Origin of the sequence: Micromonospora sp. NPDC047134 (assembly GCF_040643455.1) — a bacterium.
GTDB lineage: Bacteria > Actinomycetota > Actinomycetes > Mycobacteriales > Micromonosporaceae > Micromonospora.
On sequence record NZ_JBEYUI010000001.1, the window covers coordinates 640,409 to 658,207 of the forward strand.

Consider the following 17,799-nt stretch of genomic DNA (forward strand, 5'->3'; position numbering starts at 1 on the left):
ATTTTCGACCGACGTCCCACGTCCGTCACTCCTTCTGGTTGGTCGTGGCCGTGGGGGAACGGACACGACAACGGGGTTTTACATCCGCTTAACATCCGGATGCTAGGCCGAAAAAGCAGACTTATACAAGATGTACTCCGGACTGATACGATCCGAGACGTGATTGTGCCCTCATCTGGGGTTGCCCCCGCTCAGGCCGCCCCAGTCGAGGCCGGGCTGCACGGACGGGTCCTCGATTACCTCGGCACCGCCATCTGCGGCGGCGAGCTGGCCGCCGGCGCGGTGCTCAACATCGATGAGCTGGTCGACCGCTACGCGGTCTCCCGATCGGTGATCCGCGAGGTGTTGCGGGTGCTGGCGTCGATGGGGTTCATCGAGACCCGTCGCCGGGTCGGGGTCATGATCCGCTCAGCCGAGCATTGGAACGTCTTCGATCCCCAGGTGATCCGGTGGCGACTGGCCTCGGCGGGCCGCATCGCCCAGATCCGCTCGATCACCGAGCTGCGTACCGCCATCGAGCCGCACGCGGCCTGGCTGGCCGCCCAACGGGTCGGCCACGACGACGCCAGCGAACTGGTCGGGCTCGCCGCCAAGATGTGGGCCGCCGGCAAGGCCGGTGACGAGGAGCGCTTCCTGCGCCTGGACATCGAGTTCCATCAGCGGGTGCTGCGGGCCTCCGGCAACGAGATGTTCGTCAAGCTCCAGGACCTGGTCGCCGAGGTGCTCATCGGCCGACATCACCACCACCTGATGCCGCACCACCCGCACGAGCAGGCCCTGCAACTGCACGCCGAGGTCGCCCAGGGGATCCAGCGACACGACGGTGACAGCGCCCGCCGGGCGATGGTGCAGATCATGGAGCACGCCTTCGAGGAGATGTCCTCGATCTGGGAGCAGACCCTGCACGTCGAGACCGACCCCGCCTGACCCCGGAGGTCCGGCCTGACCCCGGCGGTCAACGCGGGCGGACCAGCCACTCCCAGGCCCGACGCAGCCCCAGGCGTACCGGGTCGCCGGCTTCTTCTACCTGTTCGGCCGGCCGGTCCGCGCTCAGCTCGGGCAGCTGCCCGGCCGGCACGGACAGCACCACCCCCCGCTCGTGCAGGGCGGCGATCTGGTCGCGGTGGGCGAAGCGGTGCGGGTCCTGGCCCCGGGGCAGCTTGACGATCACCCCGTGGAAGATGTCCTGCCGTTCGTCGGCGACGACATGCTCGACCACCCCGAGGTACCCCGAATCGGGGGCGTAGACCGCGGTGCCGTCGACGAGCACCAGGTACGAGACCTGCGCGCCGAGATCCGTCACGGCCCCTCCCCTCGCTTCGCCCTGTGGGAGCCCTCGGTTACCCGCTGACCGTCGCCGCACACCCCGACCGCCACGGGACCACGCCGGGGCGCCGACAGGCCTACGATGCCCCGCATGGCGCTGCTGCACCGGGCCCACGCCCGCCCCACCAGACTCGAACTCGTGGCCGCCTGGCTGCCCAGCCGCGACTGGTACCAGGGGGACGCCGCCGCCGAGCTGGTGCGGGTGGCCGCGTACCGGTTCGACGACCCGGCCGGTCAGGTCGGCATCGAGACCCTGCTGGTACGCGCCGGAGCCGGCCCGGTGCACCAGGTGCCGCTGACCTACCGCGGGGCCCCGCTGCCGGGCGCCGAAGCCTGGCTGCTCGGCACCATGGAGCACTCCGTGCTCGGCACCCGCTGGATCTACGACGCCTGCGCCGACGGGGTGTACGCCGCCGCCCTGGCCGAGGCCGTCCTGGCCGGTAGCGGGCAGGCCGAGGAGTACTACGAGGTCGACGGCCACCGTGAGGTGCGCCCGCCGAGCATGGAGATCACCAGTGACCCGGGCGGGATCGAGGTGCCGGCCGTCGGCGAGGTACGCCGGGTCGAGGACGGGCCGCTGACCCTGATCGTCACCGACACCGTGCGGCTGACCCTGCTGCGCCGACCGGAGGCGGCCACCGGCGGGGCGTCGACCGGCACGGCCGCCACCCTCACCGGCGCCTGGGACGGCGCCAGGCTCCCACTGGCGTACGCCTCGCTGCGCTGACCTGCGCCTCGGTGCGCTGACGCCCGACGAACCGCCAGGTACCGCGACCACCGCCCCGGGCCCTCACGATCGCTTGTGCATACCCAGTATGCTCCTGGATCATGCGACCCCACCCCGCGCACCGCACCGTCGCGCTCACCGCCGTGCTCGGCGGACTGCTGCTCGGCATCCTCGACTTCATCTGGATCAAGTTCCTGCCCTATCCCGTCGCCGAGCTGGGCAACTCCAGTGCGGTCTGGGCGGTAGCCGCCTTCGGCTTCGGCTACTGGGTGCGTACCGGCTGGGTGCGCGCGGCCATCGGCGGCGCCGCCGCGCTCGTCATCGCGGTACCCGGCTACTACCTGGCGGCGGCGCTCATCCAGGGCGACGACTGGGCGATCCTGTGGGCACCCACCTCCGTGCTCTGGATGAGCTTCGGGGTCCTCGCCGGAGTGATCTTCGGCGTCGGCGGAGTCTGGGCACGCGGCCGAGGCTGGTGGCAGACGGTGGGCCTGGCCCTGCCCGGCGCAGTGCTCCTGGCCGAGGCCCTGATCAACGCCCGCCGCATCAACCACCCCAACTACGGCATCGACCCGCTCTGGGACGCCCTGATCAAGGTCGGGCTGGCCATCCTGGTCGTGGTCCTCGCCGGCCGTACCGCCCGGTCCCGGCTGCTCGCGCTGGCCACCGCCCTCCCCCTGGCCCTACTCGGCTTCGTGGCCTTCCGGTTGGCCGGCTTCGACGGCGTCTGACCTGCTCTTTCCGTGGCTGCTTGCGAGACAGGTCGGGCCCGGCCGGGAGACCACGGGGGTCTTCCGGTCGGGCCCGGCCGAGTGCGCTACCGGCCTACACGCGGGTCGGCTGCACCGGGAAGGACGGGACGGGAGGCAGTTCGCTGTCGTCGAAGTCGTAATCCAACTCGTTGACCACCTCCACCACACCACTCACCCGGGCCGCCAGCCGACCCGCGATGTGCACCGCCGAGCGGCGGTCCAGCCGTCCGCGCATGGTCACCACGCCGTCGCGTACCTCAACCCGGACGGCTCCCGCGCGCACCGCCAGGACCCGACGCAGCACCTCCTGCACCACGTCGTGGCGGATGTCCGCGTCCGGGCGCAGGTGCACGCGCAGCAGGTCGGAACGGGTGACGATGCCGACCACCCGACCCAGGTCGTCCACCACCGGCAGCCGCTTGACCTGCTCGCGGTCCATCAGCTTGGCCGCAGCCACCAGGGAGGTGTGCGGGGAGGTGGTCACCGCCGGCGCGGTCATCAGCTCCCGAGCGATGCCGGCCTCACCCTTACGGCGGGTCCGGCGCAGCCGGGAACCCTCGAAGATCCGCCGCTCGTGCGGCTCTCCCATCCACTCCACCTTGTGCAGCAGATCCGCCTCGGACACCACACCCCGGACGTGCCCGAAGTCGTCCACCACCGGCACCGCACTGATCCGCCGTTCGGCAAGCAGATCGACGATCTTCCGGTACGGCGTCTGCTCCACCACCGTGGCGACGTCCCTCGTCATCACGTCTTCCACCTGCCAGGCCCGCATCACGACCTCCTCTGTAAGTCTTGCGAGTTCACGCTATTCCGGATGCCACCGGCCAGGTCAGTGCTGCCCGACCCGGCCGACCGGGACCTCTGGCCCACCCCGCCCGGGCACCTCGGCACCCGGCCGCGCGGGGCAGCACGCAGCGCGACCGGTTGGTAACGTGACGACGATCTCGCTTCTGGCGGTCGGCGGCGTCCCGGGGAGGCTCGCATGTGGGCGGACGAGGCTGCGTTGGACGCCACCCGACGCCGCCTCGACGAGTGGGAGACGTCATTCGCCGACCGGGCCCAGCGGGCCAGGGCCCTGTCGGCACGGGTGAGCACCCTGACCGGCACCGCCCACAACGCCGACCACAGCGCGCAGGTTGCGCAGGTCGAGCGTTTCATCGCCGACCGTGGTCTTGCTCCGCGTGTCTTCATCGTGGGGAAGTGATGGCTGGCCTCATCGTGCTCCGGCCCGGGGTGGACTGGATCGCCACCGGAGGACTCTTCGACTGGACACTGGAGTTCCTGATCTCCCGCCTCTCCGACCGAGCCGCTGCCGAGCAGCTACAGGAGATCGTGGACAACAACCTGGGATCGTTGTGGCTGCACGAGCTGCCTGGCTCCGCGCAACAGGAGATCATCGGGCATCTGCGCAACGGCCTGGTGTCGGCGGGCGAGGCACAGCTTCCCGACACCGGGCGGAAGGCCGTCGTCCTCGGTCACCTTCAACAGTTGGTGGATGCCACCCATGCTGCGGGGTTTTCAGAACACCCTGGATCGTGACCACTGGCCTCTCCGGAGGCCTCCGAACACCATCCGCCCGAGATCTTGGACAGTTGGCGTTACGCGCTAGCGGTAACTGTCCAAGATCTCACGTTAGCCCTGCCCCGTACCGCCCGCGGGTGCGCAATCGCGGGTGCAAGAGGGCGGCACACCGCAGATTGGCCGACGCCGACGCCGACGCCGGATCATCTTCCCAGGTGGGTGAAGGCGGCCCAGGCCAACGGTGCGGCGTTGTCGGCACGGGAACAATGGATGGCCAGCTCCGGCGGCATTCCCTCCGGTGGGGCACGGTGCGGGTCCAGCATCCACAACTGGGCCCGGTGCAACGCCTCGGCCGGGGCACATCCCTGCTCGCGCAGGAAGTGGTGGACCTGGTACATCAGCAGGGAGGTGCCCACATCGGGCACCGACCACAGGGAGCCGAAGACCGTCTGGGCGCCGGCCGCCAGGAAGGCGGTGGACAGGCTGAACGCCTCGTCGGGTAGCCCACCGGCGAGGTTCGTCGTGCAGGCGGCTAGGAACACCTGGCCCAGGTCGAGGGCGGCCACCCGGGAAACCTCCAACAGCTCACGGGCCGGCAGCAGACCACCGGCCAGCACCAGGTGTGAGTCGGCTGGCCGGGCCGGGTCGACGCGCCCGTGGCAGGCGAGGTGCAGCAGGGATGATCCCGCCCCGACCGTGCGTACCCACTCCAGGACGGCCTGCGGGCGTGCCAGGTGCTCCGGATCGTCGGCCGGCCCGCCGAGATAGCGCCCTTCGGGGTGGAACCGTCCGTGGATCGCCTGGGCCTCGATTCCGGCGAACGGCAGGTCACCGAGGGGATCCCCGACCACCAGAGCCGAGCGGATCGGCTGCACCGGGCGCCCCGCGGCGGAACAGAGCAGCCGGGCGGAGGGACTGTAGGAGACGATCAGGTCGTGTACGGCGTAGCGGCGACCGGATGCGGTCTCGCGGTAGGCGGCATGCCAGGGCACCAACCCGAGTACGCCCATCGGGACGAGGACCACCCGGGCCGGGGCCGCCGAACCCGGCGGCCGCAGGTACGCCACCAGGTGACTCATGGCCGCCCGCCAGGCCCACCGGCACAGGTCGTCGATGGCGGTTCCCGCCGACGGTGCACGATACCCGCCGACCGGACCGGCATCACGGGGCGCCCGACTGCCCGAGTCGGTGAGGTCGGTGCCGAAGGCCGCTCGCAGCAGCCTGCGTACCGGCGCGTTGTCGTCGGCCGCCAGGTCGGGTAGTTCGAGGATCTCGACCTGGCCGACCCTGGGGACCACCACGGCCAGGCCCGGCACCGGGTGCGCGGCCGGCACCAGGTAGACGAGGGCGTCGGCCTCCAGTTCGGTGAGGGCGCTGCTGATCTCGTCGGGGCGTACCTGTGCCAGCGGGCCGTGGGTGGTCAGGTCGAGGGCATGCAGTACCCGCAACCGCAGGTCGTCGGGGACCTCCTCGCCGGCGAACACCGCACCCAGGGCGTCGCCGGTGAGCTGGTCGCGGCCCAGTCCCCCGGTCTGTCGCCATTCCCGGGCCAACTCGGCCTGCCCGGCCTCCTCCAGCAGGTCGGCCATGTTGCGGGAGGCGGTGGCGGCGTGCAGGACCAGACCACGCCCCGCGTCGAGGGCGGTGACGAGGTCGTCGTCGGCCTGATCCTGGAGGCACCACCGGACGACGGTGGTCGCGGTCGCGGCGGCCTCCCGGGCGGTCGCCATGGCGTGATCCGTGCCCGCCTGAAGTAGCACCCGCCGGGCGCGGCCGTGCAGGCCGTCGAGCCCGAGCCGCCGGGTCCGCGCCCGGTCCGGGTCACCGGCCAGACGCAGGGCGTACGCGAGGTCATGAACCAGTTCGGGCCAGACCGCGATGCTGTTGTCCGCCTCCGCCACCGTCTGCTCCAGCAGGGCGGCGGCGCGAGCGGCGGCCCGCCCATCGCGAAGTGCAGTCGCCGGAACGAACTCGGCCTTCGCCGCGAGCAGCAAGCTCGTCACCCGCATGGCGTGGCCATGCCCGCATCGGCCGGCGAGATCGGTCAGATGATCCGCCCACTGGCGCAGCAGCGGCAGGTCGAGACGCCGGATAGCCGCCATCACCTGCACCCCGCCGACCAGCACCGAGAGCCTTGCAGATTGGGTAAGAGGCCCCGGTGGCAGTGGAACCGGGGGTTGCGGCCGGATCTGACGGCCGTCGATGCTGGCCACCATGTCCTCAACGAGGTCGACCATTGGCTCCAGCAGGGCCGCTTTCAGCCGAGACGGGCCGAGCCGACGACGCAGCGCGGCGACTCGCCGGGCCCCCGTCCGCAGGCCCTCCGCATCCCCCACACGGCCCCGGCCGAGGGTCTCCATCACGGCCGACATCAGCTGGGCCTCGAGGACGTCCGTAGTCTGGGACTCACCGTGCCCGAGGGCCTCCGCTATGGCCTGCGCGGCGCCCTGCGGACGGTCATCCCAGTATCGACCGGCTCGGGCATTCAGGAAGCTCGGCAACACCGTCCGGACGATCATTCTGTCGGCCTCGGTCGCCCGCTCGTCGGCGGCGACACGCAGGAAGGCCGGCAGGCCGTCGTCCGGAGGGTTGCCGCTTTGGCTGACCTGGTCAAAGTGCAGCAGAAGCCCTTCAGCCAGATCCAGGTCCATGGAGATGTCCGCAGGCGCACCGGGCATCCGCCCCACGGCCAACAGGCGATGCATCTTCGGCGAGTCCAGGTCGACCAGCGCATGCGCGGCATAGGAGATCTCGCAGCGCAGCAGTGCGGCGGCCAGCAGAGCTCGGTCGTGTGGGCTGCTCTCCGGCGCGTCGTCCAGCGCGCGTCCCCCCTCGTCGAGGATCTCCCGCACCCGGCACAGGCTGGGTGGAGCGCGATCGGGGTCTCGGTCAGATTCATGCAGCACCAACGCCCTGGCGACGACCACCCGCGGGACATGCACCGACAGCAGTTCGTCCGGCGTTCCCCCCTCCGCCAGGGCACGGTCCAGACAGTGGGCGGCGGCGTCCAGGCTGCCCGGCACCTCGGCGACCTGCCAACGCGCCAGATGCGTCAGGCCGAGATGTCGCCACACCCACATCGGCCGGGGAGCCGAGGGCAGCGCCCCTTCCAACAGGGCGACCGCCTCGGTGAGACTGTCGAGGTCGCCGACGGCGCGCAGCAACTCGGCGAGGACCACCCCGCAGGCAGGATCGTCATCCTCGGCGCACACCGCACGCCAGCAGTCGATCGCCCGGGTCAGGTCGGCCGGCTCCGAGTCCAGACGCCACCGGGCGGCGTACGCCTCGGCCTGATGGCGGAGCAGGAGTGGCCGCATGGCCTGCTCGGGCGGGCAGGCCGCCACTGCCCGGTCGGCGAACTGGATCGCCGACCCGAGGCTCGCCCGGTCCTCGCGCAGACCGGCCGTCTCCAGGTAGGCCGATACCAGTTCCGTGCAGGCCAGGAAGTAGTGGGGGGTGGTGTCCGGGGACAGCCGGGCCAGAGATTCGGCCAGCAGGGCGATCCCCTGATCCAGGTCCTGCACCTCCTGGCCGGCGTGGTCGTACCGGTTCAGCAGGACCACACCCAGCAGCATCCGGGCGTACGCCGTGGACTCCTCGCCGGAGGGGGCGGACAGCACCACCTCGAGGTCCTGCATGGCTTCGACGCCGTACTCGATCGTGGACTCCGGCGTCTCGCTCTGCGCGTACCGCCAGAGATACCGGTTCCAGATCGCCTCCAGCAGGCTCTCCGCCACGTCCTCGCGTTCCGTGTCGTCCGGCGGCCACCCCCGGTACGCCTCGATCAGGTGCCGGACCGCGCCCTCGTGGTCGGTGCTGTCGTCGTCCAGCCAGGTCCGTTCCAGGTGGGACATGCCTTTCGCCCAGTGCCAGAACGGCGCCTGCTCGTGGTCGGGGGCACGGGTCAACGCCCGATCGAACTCGACGATGGCGGCCCGGAGGGAATCCTCGTCCTGGTCGCGTGTGTAGCGTTCGGCGTACGCCTGCCCGAGCAGCCCGGCCAGTTCGGCGGGGTCCTCCCCGGGGGGTGGGGCGGCCGCGAGCACCCGCAGGTGGGCGATCCAGTCGTCGAGGGGTACCTCCTCGACCTCCTCGTAGCCGTTCACGGACGCTCACCGGCCAGCTGGGCACCGCGACCGGCGGGCACCTCGGTGACCACCGGCACGGCCAGGGTGATCCAGTCGCTGGCGCCCGCGCCGGCGGCACCGGCGTCCCGATGCACCGCGGCCATCCCCAGTCGGCCCAGCAGACCGGCGACGGCCAGCGGGCTACGCCTCCGATCCCGCCAGATGTCCTCGATCGCCGGCAGCTCGAACGGGGCGGAGCTGAACTGTTCCTCGGCCGCGAGCAGCAGCAGCCAGTCCCGGGTGCGGGCCCCCGGTCGTACCGGGTCGCCAGCCGGCAGGGTGAACCCGACCGCTCGGCCGTACAGCGCCGCCCCGACCTGCCCGGGTGCCACATGGTCCCCGGCGAAGAGGGTGGCGTGGACGCGGTGTCGTTCGGTGATGTTCAGCAGGACGAAGAAGAGTGGCCGGTCGCTGTTGTTGCTCATTCGGACGAAGACCGTCGGGGGTCGCCAGGTCCCCTGCTCCCACCGGTAGCGAAGATGCAGGGTGCCGTCTCCGCCCGGCAGCAGGGGCGGACGGTGCGCGGGTGCCGCCAGCTCACCCGGGCGGGCCTCGACCAGTTCCAGGCCGACCGCTCCCGTCAGCCGGGAGATCGGGTTCACCAGGGCCTTGATCTGGTGCACCCGGGCCAGGTGTTCCAGGGCCAGGACGGCCCGTCGGCCCCCGTCGTCGAGGGTCAGCTCGGGGCAGAGCGGGAACCCGTCCGCGTCCCGGATCTGCACCCGGTCCGGCTGGCGTACCTCCAGCAGCAGGTCGGCACCGCCCTCGACCGGTCGTACGTGCGGAGAGGGTCCTCCGCCCGGCCCCGCCGAGGCCAGTGCGGTCAGCACCGGGTCGGCGGCCGACCGGTGTTCCCCGTCGACCGCCACGGTGACCGTCGGCATCGGGACCCGGCTCAGCACCACCGGGTACTGGGTGTCCTCGTCGGGTTCCCAGCCCAGCGGCTCGACCACACTGCTCTCAGGATGGACCCGCATGATCCGCGCCTCGCGCAGCCGTGGCCCGGGTACGGCGACCCGGACGTCCTGGGTGGCCGAGTCCAGGGACAACCCGTGGCAGGAACCTGCGTCGATCTCCCATTCGCCCCTGACCCGACGCATCCGGATGCCGATGGCGGGCAGGGTGACCCGTCCGCCCAGGAAGGGCTGGTCGGCGATGCCGGGGGTGACCGGCTCCAGCTGCGGGACCTGCTGCTGGGACCGGCGTTCCACCTCGCATCGCGCCGCCACCAGCAGGTCGCGGTAGGTCGTCGAGGGAGCCAACCGGCGCATGGCGCTCAGCAGGGACCAGCTGAACAGGCCGTACGCCCGTCCGTCCGCCCAGGTCTCCTTGGCCGTCTCGGTCGACCGGCAGGCCGCCAGTGCGACATGCTGGGTGGGCGGCCGGGTCAGGACCCGGCGCAACTGCGGCAGCAGCGCCTCCAGCCTCGGCGGGGTGGTCGCGGCGGGGGCGTAGCGGACCAGGTCACGGGTGCCGCTGTGGGAGTGGCAACTGTCCAGCACGACCGCCAGGTGCGCACCCGTGGCGGCTATCTCGTCGCACAGCAGCAGCAGTTCCTTGTCGTAGAGGTCCGGCACCTCGCCGTGTCGGCTGTCATGGCAGACCAGGGTCTGCATCTGTCCGCAGGGCTCCAGGTGGGACAGTTCCTCCGGCACCGGCGCCCAGGACCCGTGCCCGCTGAACCAGAACAGGGCGGTGTCGCCCGGCCCGGCCTGGCCCAGGTGCTCGCGTAGGCCCGCGATGACGGCGTCGCGGGTGGCATCCTCGTTCGCCAGCAGCCGGATGGCCTGCGGATCGCTCACCCCGGCACGTACCCGCAGATAGTCCCGCACCGCGAGCACGTCGTTGTGGCATCCCTGAAGCGAGCCTACGGCCTGGTATTGGTCGATTCCGACCAGCAGCGCGAAGACCCGCCTGGTCATCATCGGCTCCCCACCGGCACATGCAGCCAGCCGTGTTCGACGAAGCCCTTGTCGGGCAGGTCAATGGTGATCTCGGTGAACTGGTGGGGCAGCGGGGGAACCACGGAATGCCGGATGACGTCCTGGTAGAGCAGGTCGGGTACGCCCAGGACGTAGTCGGCGGTCGGGGTGTCCCGGATGGCGGCCCGCAGCGGTGGGCTGTCCAGGATCCGGTGCACCGCGATCGCCGCGGTGCCGACCCATCCGCTGTCGGCCGGTTTCATCAGGCCACGGTGCAGCGCCACCCGCAGGCGTACCCGTTCCTCGGCGCTCAGGCCGTGGTTGGTGCGGCGCAGGGCTTCGGCCAGACCCTCGACCAGGTCCGGGATCACCCGCGACTCGTCGATGCCCACCGGCAGGACGGCGAACTGCCCGTCGCCCTGGGCTTGCAGCACGACCGTGGCCTCGTCCAGGCCGGCGTTGGCGCGGGCCTCGGCCAGGGCCCGTACCAGCCAGGACTGGGTCCGTTCGGCCAGGTGGTTCGGTCGGCGGCTGTAGCCGGTGACGTCGGCGGCCAGGCACAGTCGCACGGCCGCGCCACTCGGTACGGGGTTCTCCGGCAGGGCCTCGCCGAAGGCGATCGAGTCCACCAGGGTGGCGGATCGGCGTACCGGCCGCTGTCGCCAGGTGCCGAGGGTCTCCACCCGCAGCCCGATGCGCCCGGACAGGAACCGGGTCGAGGGGGGCACCTCGATCAGGGCGTGCATCCCGTAGGTCAGCGGCAGGAACATCGCCCCGGAGGGGTCCTCGTAGGTCCAGCCGAACCGGTGCCGGTGCAGGCCGAAGGACCAGGCTCGGGGACGGCCGGAGCGGGGGGCTAGGCGGAGCAGCCAGCCCTGCCGGGTGGTGGCGGCGTGGATCGCCAGATCGGCGGCCGGGGTCAACGGAGACGGGGAGGCGGCGGTGTAGCTCAGGCCGAGGGTGCCGCCGTCCCGGTCCAGCCGTACCGCCAGGGACTCCTCGTCGTCGAGGGTGACCTCGAACCGGACCGAGGTGTAGCGCCGGGCGTCCGGCGGCTCGGTCAGGTCGAAGGCGACCAGCAGCCCGTAGTAGTGCCGTCCGGAGGCCTGTGCCCGGCGGCGCAGCTCGACCGGCAGATCCTCGACCGGCACCGGGAAGATCAGCGGGCGACCACAGCTGACCGTACCGACGCCGAAGGTGGAATCCGGATCGTCGTCCCCTCGCACCTGGTCCGGTCGAAGCGACAGTCGAGCCAGCACCTCGGAGGGTCGCAGCCGATCCTCCTCCGGCTGCGTCGAATGGTTCCCGGTCATCGCCCCTCCAATCCACCGTTCATCCATTGGTCGGCAACCGACAACGGCCCACTGCCGGGCCGTTCGAGGCACCTGATGTCACGCTCGTGGGATGCCAGGAAAAATGGCGTCTAGATGCACACGACCGACGAGTTTCCGGTGCGGGCTCCGATCATCACCGAAACCGCTGGAACGGGAACGGAAGTGTCGCCCAGTCGACAGATTCCGGCCGGCGGCCCGGCAGCCCGGACATCCCCCACGATGGTCCGACCTAGTCACGGGAATCCCGTAGAAATGCGGGATCCGGCAGGCCAGGGCGTGTCAGGCTCAAGCCTGAGGCAACAAGAGGAACGACTACCCTGGCCCCACTTCGGACGGCGGCAAACGGCCGAGGTGGGGCCAGCCCCCGGCCCGACGGGTCGACGCCACCCCGCCACACCGCCCTGCGGGGCGATCACACCCCAGCCTCCCGGCCGCCGACGTTCAGCCGAACGTCAGTCGACCATGAATGATCAGCTTGACCCGGACACAGTTTCCGGCACCCGTTTGGACACTCATTCAATCCCTTCAGTCGAAGTAGCCGTCAGGACATTTACCAGTACCGTCCGTGGGACCATCAATCAAATTTCGCTCCGATACCGGGAACGCTCGCCCCTCCCCTCTTTGACACCTGAGCCGGAGAATCATGTCCGAACTGAACGCGATACGAAGCGAAGTCCGTGACGCGAAGCGGATGCTGGTCGACCTCGACCGCACCCTGGGCCTGGTGGGCAACCATGTCGTCCAACTCGGGCAACAGCAGCAGGTCGCCAGGGAGGAACTCCTGGCGCTGCGCGCGGACTTCCTCCGCTTCGTCCAGCAGGCGGAACGGACCGCCAACCTGCAACGCGCCGAGATCGCGATCAACACCCTCAAGGGTGACCTCGAGCATCAGTTCGGCCATCACAAGGTGGTCCGCCGGACCGCGGTCGGCATGCTCCAGTCGTTCGACCTGGGGTTGGTCAGCGAGGAGGCCGTCCGGGCGGTGGGCGACCAGTTGATGGTGCAGACCCCCCGCTACTGGCTGGCCCCCGTGCTGGTCGCGCTCGCCTCCTGGGCCGGCGACGATCCGGAGCTGTGTGTCCGGGCGGTCGAGGAGGCGTACCGCCGCTCCCCGCATCGCACCTCCCTGTTCATGATGCTCGTCCTGCGTCGGCAGGGGCGGCTGGCCAGCGCCGCCCGGTGGCTACGGCACTACCTCGACGCGCAGGACCCCAAGGCGCTCAACCGCGAGTTCGCGGTGATCCTGGAGGCCATCGCCCAGGGCGCCTTCGGACCGGCCGGCATGGAGGTGGTCCGGGACCGACTCGACACCTGGCGTCGCCTGCTGCTCGACGACAAGGAGTCGATGGTCGCCCAGGTCAACCGCTGGCGCCGGGAGATGGAGACCCACGTCCGGGTGGAGGAACTCGCCGCACAGTTCCCCCGCCTGGCGACCGCGTCACCCCAGTGGCCCCAGTTGCAACGTGTCCTGGCCTGCGCCGAGGCCCATCAGTCGATCATCGACCGGTACACCGCGCTGATGGCGGCCGAGGCGCCGCCGAACAGCCGCATCGAGGACGCCATCGACGACATCCTCGACCTGCTCGTCGACGAGTACGACCACGAGGAACTGCCACTGCGTCGGGAACTCGCCGCCAACGAGTCGATCGTCCGGGCCGGTGGTGACCTGGCAGCGGCCGAGGCCGCCCGCTCCGAGACCACCACCCTGGACGACACCCGCGACTATCTGACCGTCCAGACCCAGTCGGCACTCGAACCCGACGGCATCGGGGTGTCGACGCAGACCCAGCGGCTGGCCGTGGCCTTCTGTCACGGCTGGATGGACGAAGCGCACACCGCCTTCACCCGCGACTACCGCCTGGCTATGCCCGTGAAGGTCCAGGTGCAATTCGACCTGAGCGGCAGCGCCGGGCTGGCCGGATTCCGACCACCTGCCTGGACAGGCTCCTTCGACCAGCCGATGGACGCCCTGGAACGGTCGCTGAACCAGCAGTGGGACCGGTACGCGCAGGCGTACCTCAACAGCCTGGCCTTCCGGTGGGGTCAGAAGCTCATCGTGCCGGCCGTGGTGCTCATTCTCGTCCTACTGTTCGTCTCCGCCGCCAGCAACGTGGGGTTGGGCATCGTGATCGCCGTCTTTGGCGGGGTCGCCTGGCTGGTCTACCTGAAGGGGGAGGCCGACAAGGCTCGCGCCGCCCAGGACAAGGCTCGGAGAAAGGTGGCGGAGGCCAAGAAGGACTCCGTGCTCACGCTGCGGGCCGCCGCGGCCGAGTTGACCGACTGGACCAGCCGGTTCAGCGCAGCCGACGGCAAGGAGACGCAGGTGAAAGAGCTGATCGCCAACCTCGCCACGGCGGGCGCACCCCGCAGCCCGCACGAGCGACGCGCGGTCGACCCCCTTGAGGAGAACTGACATGCCGTCGCCCGAAAGCGCCGACCAGCCCACCGAGGCCGAGGTGGTGCCGTGGGCCCGGCAGCCCACACCGCCGCGTCAACGCAAAACCGATCGGGTACGCCGGATCGCCGAAGGGCTGCCCGACTGGGAGCCGATGCCGCCGGGCGAGATGGTGATCCGCCGCCCTCGGCAGGGCTGACCGGTGAGGGCCGGTGACGGCGGCTACCAGCGGTGGGCCGCCTTCCTTGAGCAGTGGCGGGGCAGGGCCGCCCACCACCCGCCGGACCTGCCGACCCTGGTCGAGCAGGACTACCCGGCGGAGGTCTGGCTGCGGCTGGTCACCCGACTGACCGATGCCCTGGCGCACCGCTTGCAGACCTGGGCCGATGGGCTGATCGACGCCATGGCCGCGACCCGGGACGAGTTCGAGATGGCCCGTGCCCTGACCCAGGCCCGGCGCGGACTGGCCGCCATCCGGGCCGTCGCGGGTCATCCCGCCCTGCCCGGGAAGCTGACGCGGGCGTTACGCGATCAGGTCGACGAACAGATCCGGCTGGTCCAGCGGGCCCTGGAGGACGGCATCGACGACGCCCGCCGGGCCGGGCTCGACGACCGGCTCGTACAGGCCAGACTGCGCACCCTGCGGGACAACCCACTGACCGTGCCGGACCGCTCGGCCGCCGGGACCGGCTGGGCCGCCGCCCCGGCCCGTCCAGGCCGCCGGATCATCGTCGATCCTCCCGTACGACCGACCTGAGGAGCGCCCGTTGTCCCACTACGACGAGGCCCGCCGGGACCTCGACAGCTACATCGCCGCACGGGTCCCCCTCATCGGCATCCGAACCCCCGAGCAGGTACGCGCCGTGCGGCTGCTGCGCGAGGTGGCCTCCAGCACCCGACGGCTCAACCTGCCCTTCTCCATCTACACCCGGGCCACCGGTCTGCGGGATCTGCGGACCAACAACTCCCTCCAGGACGACCGGTCGCTGGTGGCCGCGATGGACTTCGCCGCCAGTCAGTTCACCCGGCGGGCCCAGGCGACGACCGCGTTCGTGGACCCGGACATGCTCGACTCCGACTCCCCGGTCACCCGTCACCTGGCGGAGTTGGCCCGCCTGGCCGACGACCACTCCGGCAGCATCGTCCTGATCACCGACACCCCCTTGTGGAGCGGGCTGCAACGGCTGGGCATGAGCATCACCCTGGAGCCGCCGAACGTCGACGAGATGTACGACATCGTGGTCGGCTTCCTCAAGGAGCAGCAGGGCGCCATCACCATCGACTGGACCGCCGCCGACGCCCGACGCGCCGCCCAGTTCCTGGTCGGGGTTCCCGAGGGCACCGCGGTGAACATCCTCGCCACCATCGCCACGGCCGGACGCCTGCACCGGGAGGATCTCGATCGGCTCACCGAGGTCAAGGACAAACACTTCTCCGACCTGGCCGGCCTGGAACGGGTCCCGCTGGGACCGGCCGACCACATGATCGGCGGTCTGCACCAGCTGCGTACCTGGCTGGACCTCCGCCACAAGGTGATGCTCTCCGATCTGCGGGAGACCTGGCTGCGCCCACCCCGGGGGGTCCTGCTGGTCGGGGTGCCCGGCTGCGGAAAGTCCCTCTCCGCCAAGGCGGTGGCCGCCCAGTGGCGACTACCGCTGTACCGGCTCGACTTCGCCGCCATCCTCGGCATGTACGTCGGGCAGTCCGAGGCCCGGTTGCGGGAGGCCCTGGAGATGGCCGACCGGACCGCGCCCTGTGTGCTCTGGATCGACGAGATCGAGAAGGGCCTCTCCGGGCAGTACGACTCGACCGGGGTGAGCCGGCGCATGGTCGGACAGTTCCTGTACTGGTTGCAGGAATCCCGATCCCGGGTGTTCGTCGTGGCCACCTCCAACGACGTCCGTTCCCTACCGCCGGAGCTGCTGCGCAAGGGGCGCTTCGACGAACTCTTCTTCGTCGACCTGCCGGACGAGACCGAACGGGCGGAGATTATCCGGCTCTACCACGGCCGCTACCTGCGCACCGAGCCGGACGAGGAACTGGTCGGTCGGCTCGTGGCCGCCTCCGACGGCTTCGCCGGCTCCGACATCGAGGCGGCGCTGCGCGAGCTGGGATACACCGTCCACACCGAGGGCGCCGCCGGCCTGCGGCCCGAGTTCGTGGTGGACACCTTCGTCAACACCAACCCGATGAGCCGTACCCATCCCGAGGAGATCGCCGAGCTGCGGGCCTGGGGCCGGGAGCGGGCGATTCCCGCCGGGGCCTCCGGTGCCGCCGGTACGCCGGCTGCCGGTGGCCGCCGCCGGGTGATCGTCCCGGGAGACACCTGACCAGGAGAATCAGATGAGCAATGATCAGCAGCCCGACGGCGGGGTCATCTGGAACGTTCGTGCCCTGGTCGGGGACCTGGCCGATGAGCTGCCACCGGAGTCACCCGCCGGCAGGCCGCAGTCGAGCCGCCCGGTCGGCGGCCCGGCTGCGTCGCAGACGACCAGGCCGGGACGGATCGCTACCCCTCAGCCGCCGGTGCGGGGCGAGTGGGTCAGTACCGGCCAGGTGGTCCCGCAGTCGAGCGGAATCTCGATGGGCAAGGCGGTCGCGGCGGCCGGTGCCACCCTGCTGGTGATGGTCGTGGCGCTCGTCATCGCAGTCGGATCTACCGACGACGACACCTCGACCGGTGCCTCCTATCCCGATTCCCCGGCCGGAGGGCCGCAGTATTTTCCCCCCGAGGACGCGGGGCTGCCGGAACCGTCGTTCGTCCCGACCCCCGAACCCGCCGAGTCGACCTTCGACGATCCGGAGGATCTGGCCCTGGCCCAGTTGCACCAGTTCCGTCAGCAGGACCTGCCGACGGTCTCCCTGGCGGGCCAGTACGTCGCCCAACTGGCCTCCAAGACGGTGGGCATCGTCGACCGCAATCAGATTGCGGCCAACGGCTCACACACCTTCTACGCGCAGGACATCCTGGCCGAGCATCTTGAGCTACGGAACAGGTTCGACGGCGAGACCCGGGTGATCCTGCTGCTGAGCACCGACTACGGGCGGCAGCAACTGTACGACGGCGAGCCACTCTGGATCACCTTCGCCCTCCCCCGGGGCAACTCGAAGGAGGCTGTCGCCCGCTGGTGCGCCAACCAGTTCCCCCAACTCACCGGCACCGACCTGGACAACCAGTGCGTGCCGCGCCGCCTGAACCCTGTCGGCTCCTCTTGAGTCGCGCTGTCCTCGGGTGGGGTGGTGATCGACTCCCTTACGCCGAAGTGGCGGTTTCCCACCGCCGCGTACCCACCGTTTCGGCGAAACGGCGACGCTACGTCAGGATGATCGGGTTGCTGAGGGCGGCCATGTGCCGGCTCGGATGACGTACCTCGACGCGTACGAAGGGCGTCTCGTCCGCGCTCGTCCGCCACTGCGTGACGCCCGCACCGTCGGCGGGCAGCGCATGGCGGTGCACGATGCCGCCCTCGGTGTGCAGGGTGATCGTGCCGGACGGCACCCCGCAGACCCCTGGCATGAGCGCGCACCGCGTCAGGTCGTGGAGGCGCGGACGAGGTCGACACCGTAGGCTCTCAGGGCCCCGGCAAAGTCGTCAGGTGATGCCGAGTAGGGCCAGTGGGCGGGTGCTGTCGCGGGCGTGATGTCGGTTGGCGGCGGCGATGTTGGTGACGCCGGCGGTGCGGAGTGCGCTG

The 17,799-nt window shown here is 70.7% G+C and carries 16 protein-coding genes; 10 read left to right on the plus strand and 6 right to left on the minus strand.

The window, feature by feature from the left end:
• Positions 1-159: 159 nt before the first annotated feature.
• Positions 160-927 carry an FCD domain-containing protein gene (locus tag ABZ795_RS02810; protein ID WP_357528263.1) on the plus strand — a complete coding sequence of 256 codons (768 nt, stop codon included), beginning with the start codon at positions 160-162 and terminating at the stop codon, positions 925-927.
• 28 nt (positions 928-955) lie between these two features.
• Here the strand turns inward: ABZ795_RS02810 and ABZ795_RS02815 are convergent, their stop codons facing one another.
• The gene (locus ABZ795_RS02815) at positions 956-1,303 is read right to left on the minus strand and encodes a hypothetical protein (RefSeq protein WP_357528264.1); all 348 of its coding nucleotides are present in this window, start codon (positions 1,301-1,303) and stop codon (positions 956-958) included.
• A 114-nt stretch (positions 1,304-1,417) separates the two neighbouring features.
• Here ABZ795_RS02815 and ABZ795_RS02820 point away from each other — a divergent pair, with 114 nt between their 5' ends.
• The gene (locus tag ABZ795_RS02820; protein ID WP_357528265.1) at positions 1,418-2,053 is read left to right on the plus strand and encodes a hypothetical protein; all 636 of its coding nucleotides are present in this window, start codon (positions 1,418-1,420) and stop codon (positions 2,051-2,053) included.
• A gap of 101 nt (positions 2,054-2,154) precedes the next feature.
• On the plus strand, positions 2,155-2,784 hold the full coding sequence (locus ABZ795_RS02825) for a DUF6518 family protein (protein ID WP_357528267.1): 630 nt from the start codon (positions 2,155-2,157) through the stop codon (positions 2,782-2,784).
• Between the two features lie 94 nt (positions 2,785-2,878).
• Here ABZ795_RS02825 and ABZ795_RS02830 read toward each other — a convergent pair whose 3' ends face one another.
• On the minus strand, positions 2,879-3,580 hold the full coding sequence (locus tag ABZ795_RS02830) for a CBS domain-containing protein (RefSeq protein ID WP_327025813.1): 702 nt from the start codon (positions 3,578-3,580) through the stop codon (positions 2,879-2,881).
• 210 nt (positions 3,581-3,790) lie between these two features.
• Here ABZ795_RS02830 and ABZ795_RS02835 point away from each other — a divergent pair, with 210 nt between their 5' ends.
• Together ABZ795_RS02835 and ABZ795_RS02840 are read left to right on the plus strand one after the other, a co-directional pair.
• On the plus strand, positions 3,791-4,012 hold the full coding sequence (locus ABZ795_RS02835; protein WP_357528269.1) for a hypothetical protein: 222 nt from the start codon (positions 3,791-3,793) through the stop codon (positions 4,010-4,012).
• Positions 4,012-4,347: a hypothetical protein gene (locus ABZ795_RS02840; RefSeq protein ID WP_357528336.1), complete on the plus strand. Its 336-nt coding sequence runs from the start codon at positions 4,012-4,014 to the stop codon at positions 4,345-4,347. The genes ABZ795_RS02835 and ABZ795_RS02840 overlap by 1 nt, the downstream gene beginning before the upstream one ends.
• Positions 4,348-4,532: 185 nt before the next feature.
• Here the strand turns inward: ABZ795_RS02840 and ABZ795_RS02845 are convergent, their stop codons facing one another.
• From ABZ795_RS02845 to ABZ795_RS02855, 3 genes are read right to left on the minus strand one after another with little or no spacing between them, the layout of a single operon-like run.
• Positions 4,533-8,435, minus strand: coding sequence for a CHAT domain-containing protein (locus ABZ795_RS02845; protein WP_357528270.1), 3,903 nt, complete (start codon positions 8,433-8,435; stop codon positions 4,533-4,535).
• On the minus strand, positions 8,432-10,378 hold the full coding sequence (locus ABZ795_RS02850; RefSeq protein WP_357528272.1) for a caspase family protein: 1,947 nt from the start codon (positions 10,376-10,378) through the stop codon (positions 8,432-8,434). Before ABZ795_RS02850 ends, ABZ795_RS02845 begins: the two co-directional genes overlap by 4 nt.
• Complete coding sequence (locus ABZ795_RS02855; RefSeq protein ID WP_357528274.1) at positions 10,378-11,691, minus strand: hypothetical protein; 1,314 nt, start codon at positions 11,689-11,691, stop codon at positions 10,378-10,380. The genes ABZ795_RS02850 and ABZ795_RS02855 overlap by 1 nt, the downstream gene beginning before the upstream one ends.
• Positions 11,692-12,355: 664 nt before the next feature.
• On the opposite strand from ABZ795_RS02855, the gene ABZ795_RS02860 reads away from it, so the two are divergent.
• From ABZ795_RS02860 to ABZ795_RS02880, 5 genes are read left to right on the plus strand one after another with little or no spacing between them, the layout of a single operon-like run.
• Positions 12,356-14,125 (plus strand): hypothetical protein, encoded by a 1,770-nt coding sequence (locus ABZ795_RS02860; RefSeq protein ID WP_357528276.1) that lies wholly within the window; start codon positions 12,356-12,358, stop codon positions 14,123-14,125.
• 1 nt (position 14,126) lies between these two features.
• Positions 14,127-14,306 (plus strand): hypothetical protein, encoded by a 180-nt coding sequence (locus ABZ795_RS02865; protein ID WP_357528278.1) that lies wholly within the window; start codon positions 14,127-14,129, stop codon positions 14,304-14,306.
• A 3-nt stretch (positions 14,307-14,309) separates the two neighbouring features.
• The gene (locus ABZ795_RS02870; RefSeq protein WP_357528280.1) at positions 14,310-14,864 is read left to right on the plus strand and encodes a hypothetical protein; all 555 of its coding nucleotides are present in this window, start codon (positions 14,310-14,312) and stop codon (positions 14,862-14,864) included.
• Between the two features lie 10 nt (positions 14,865-14,874).
• Positions 14,875-16,437, plus strand: coding sequence for an AAA family ATPase (locus tag ABZ795_RS02875; RefSeq protein ID WP_357528281.1), 1,563 nt, complete (start codon positions 14,875-14,877; stop codon positions 16,435-16,437).
• A 13-nt stretch (positions 16,438-16,450) separates the two neighbouring features.
• Positions 16,451-17,323, plus strand: coding sequence for a hypothetical protein (locus ABZ795_RS02880; RefSeq protein WP_357528283.1), 873 nt, complete (start codon positions 16,451-16,453; stop codon positions 17,321-17,323).
• A 97-nt stretch (positions 17,324-17,420) separates the two neighbouring features.
• Here the strand turns inward: ABZ795_RS02880 and ABZ795_RS02885 are convergent, their stop codons facing one another.
• Positions 17,421-17,624, minus strand: a complete 204-nt coding sequence (locus ABZ795_RS02885) for a hypothetical protein (protein ID WP_357528285.1) — start codon at positions 17,622-17,624, stop codon at positions 17,421-17,423.
• Positions 17,625-17,799 lie beyond the last annotated feature (175 nt).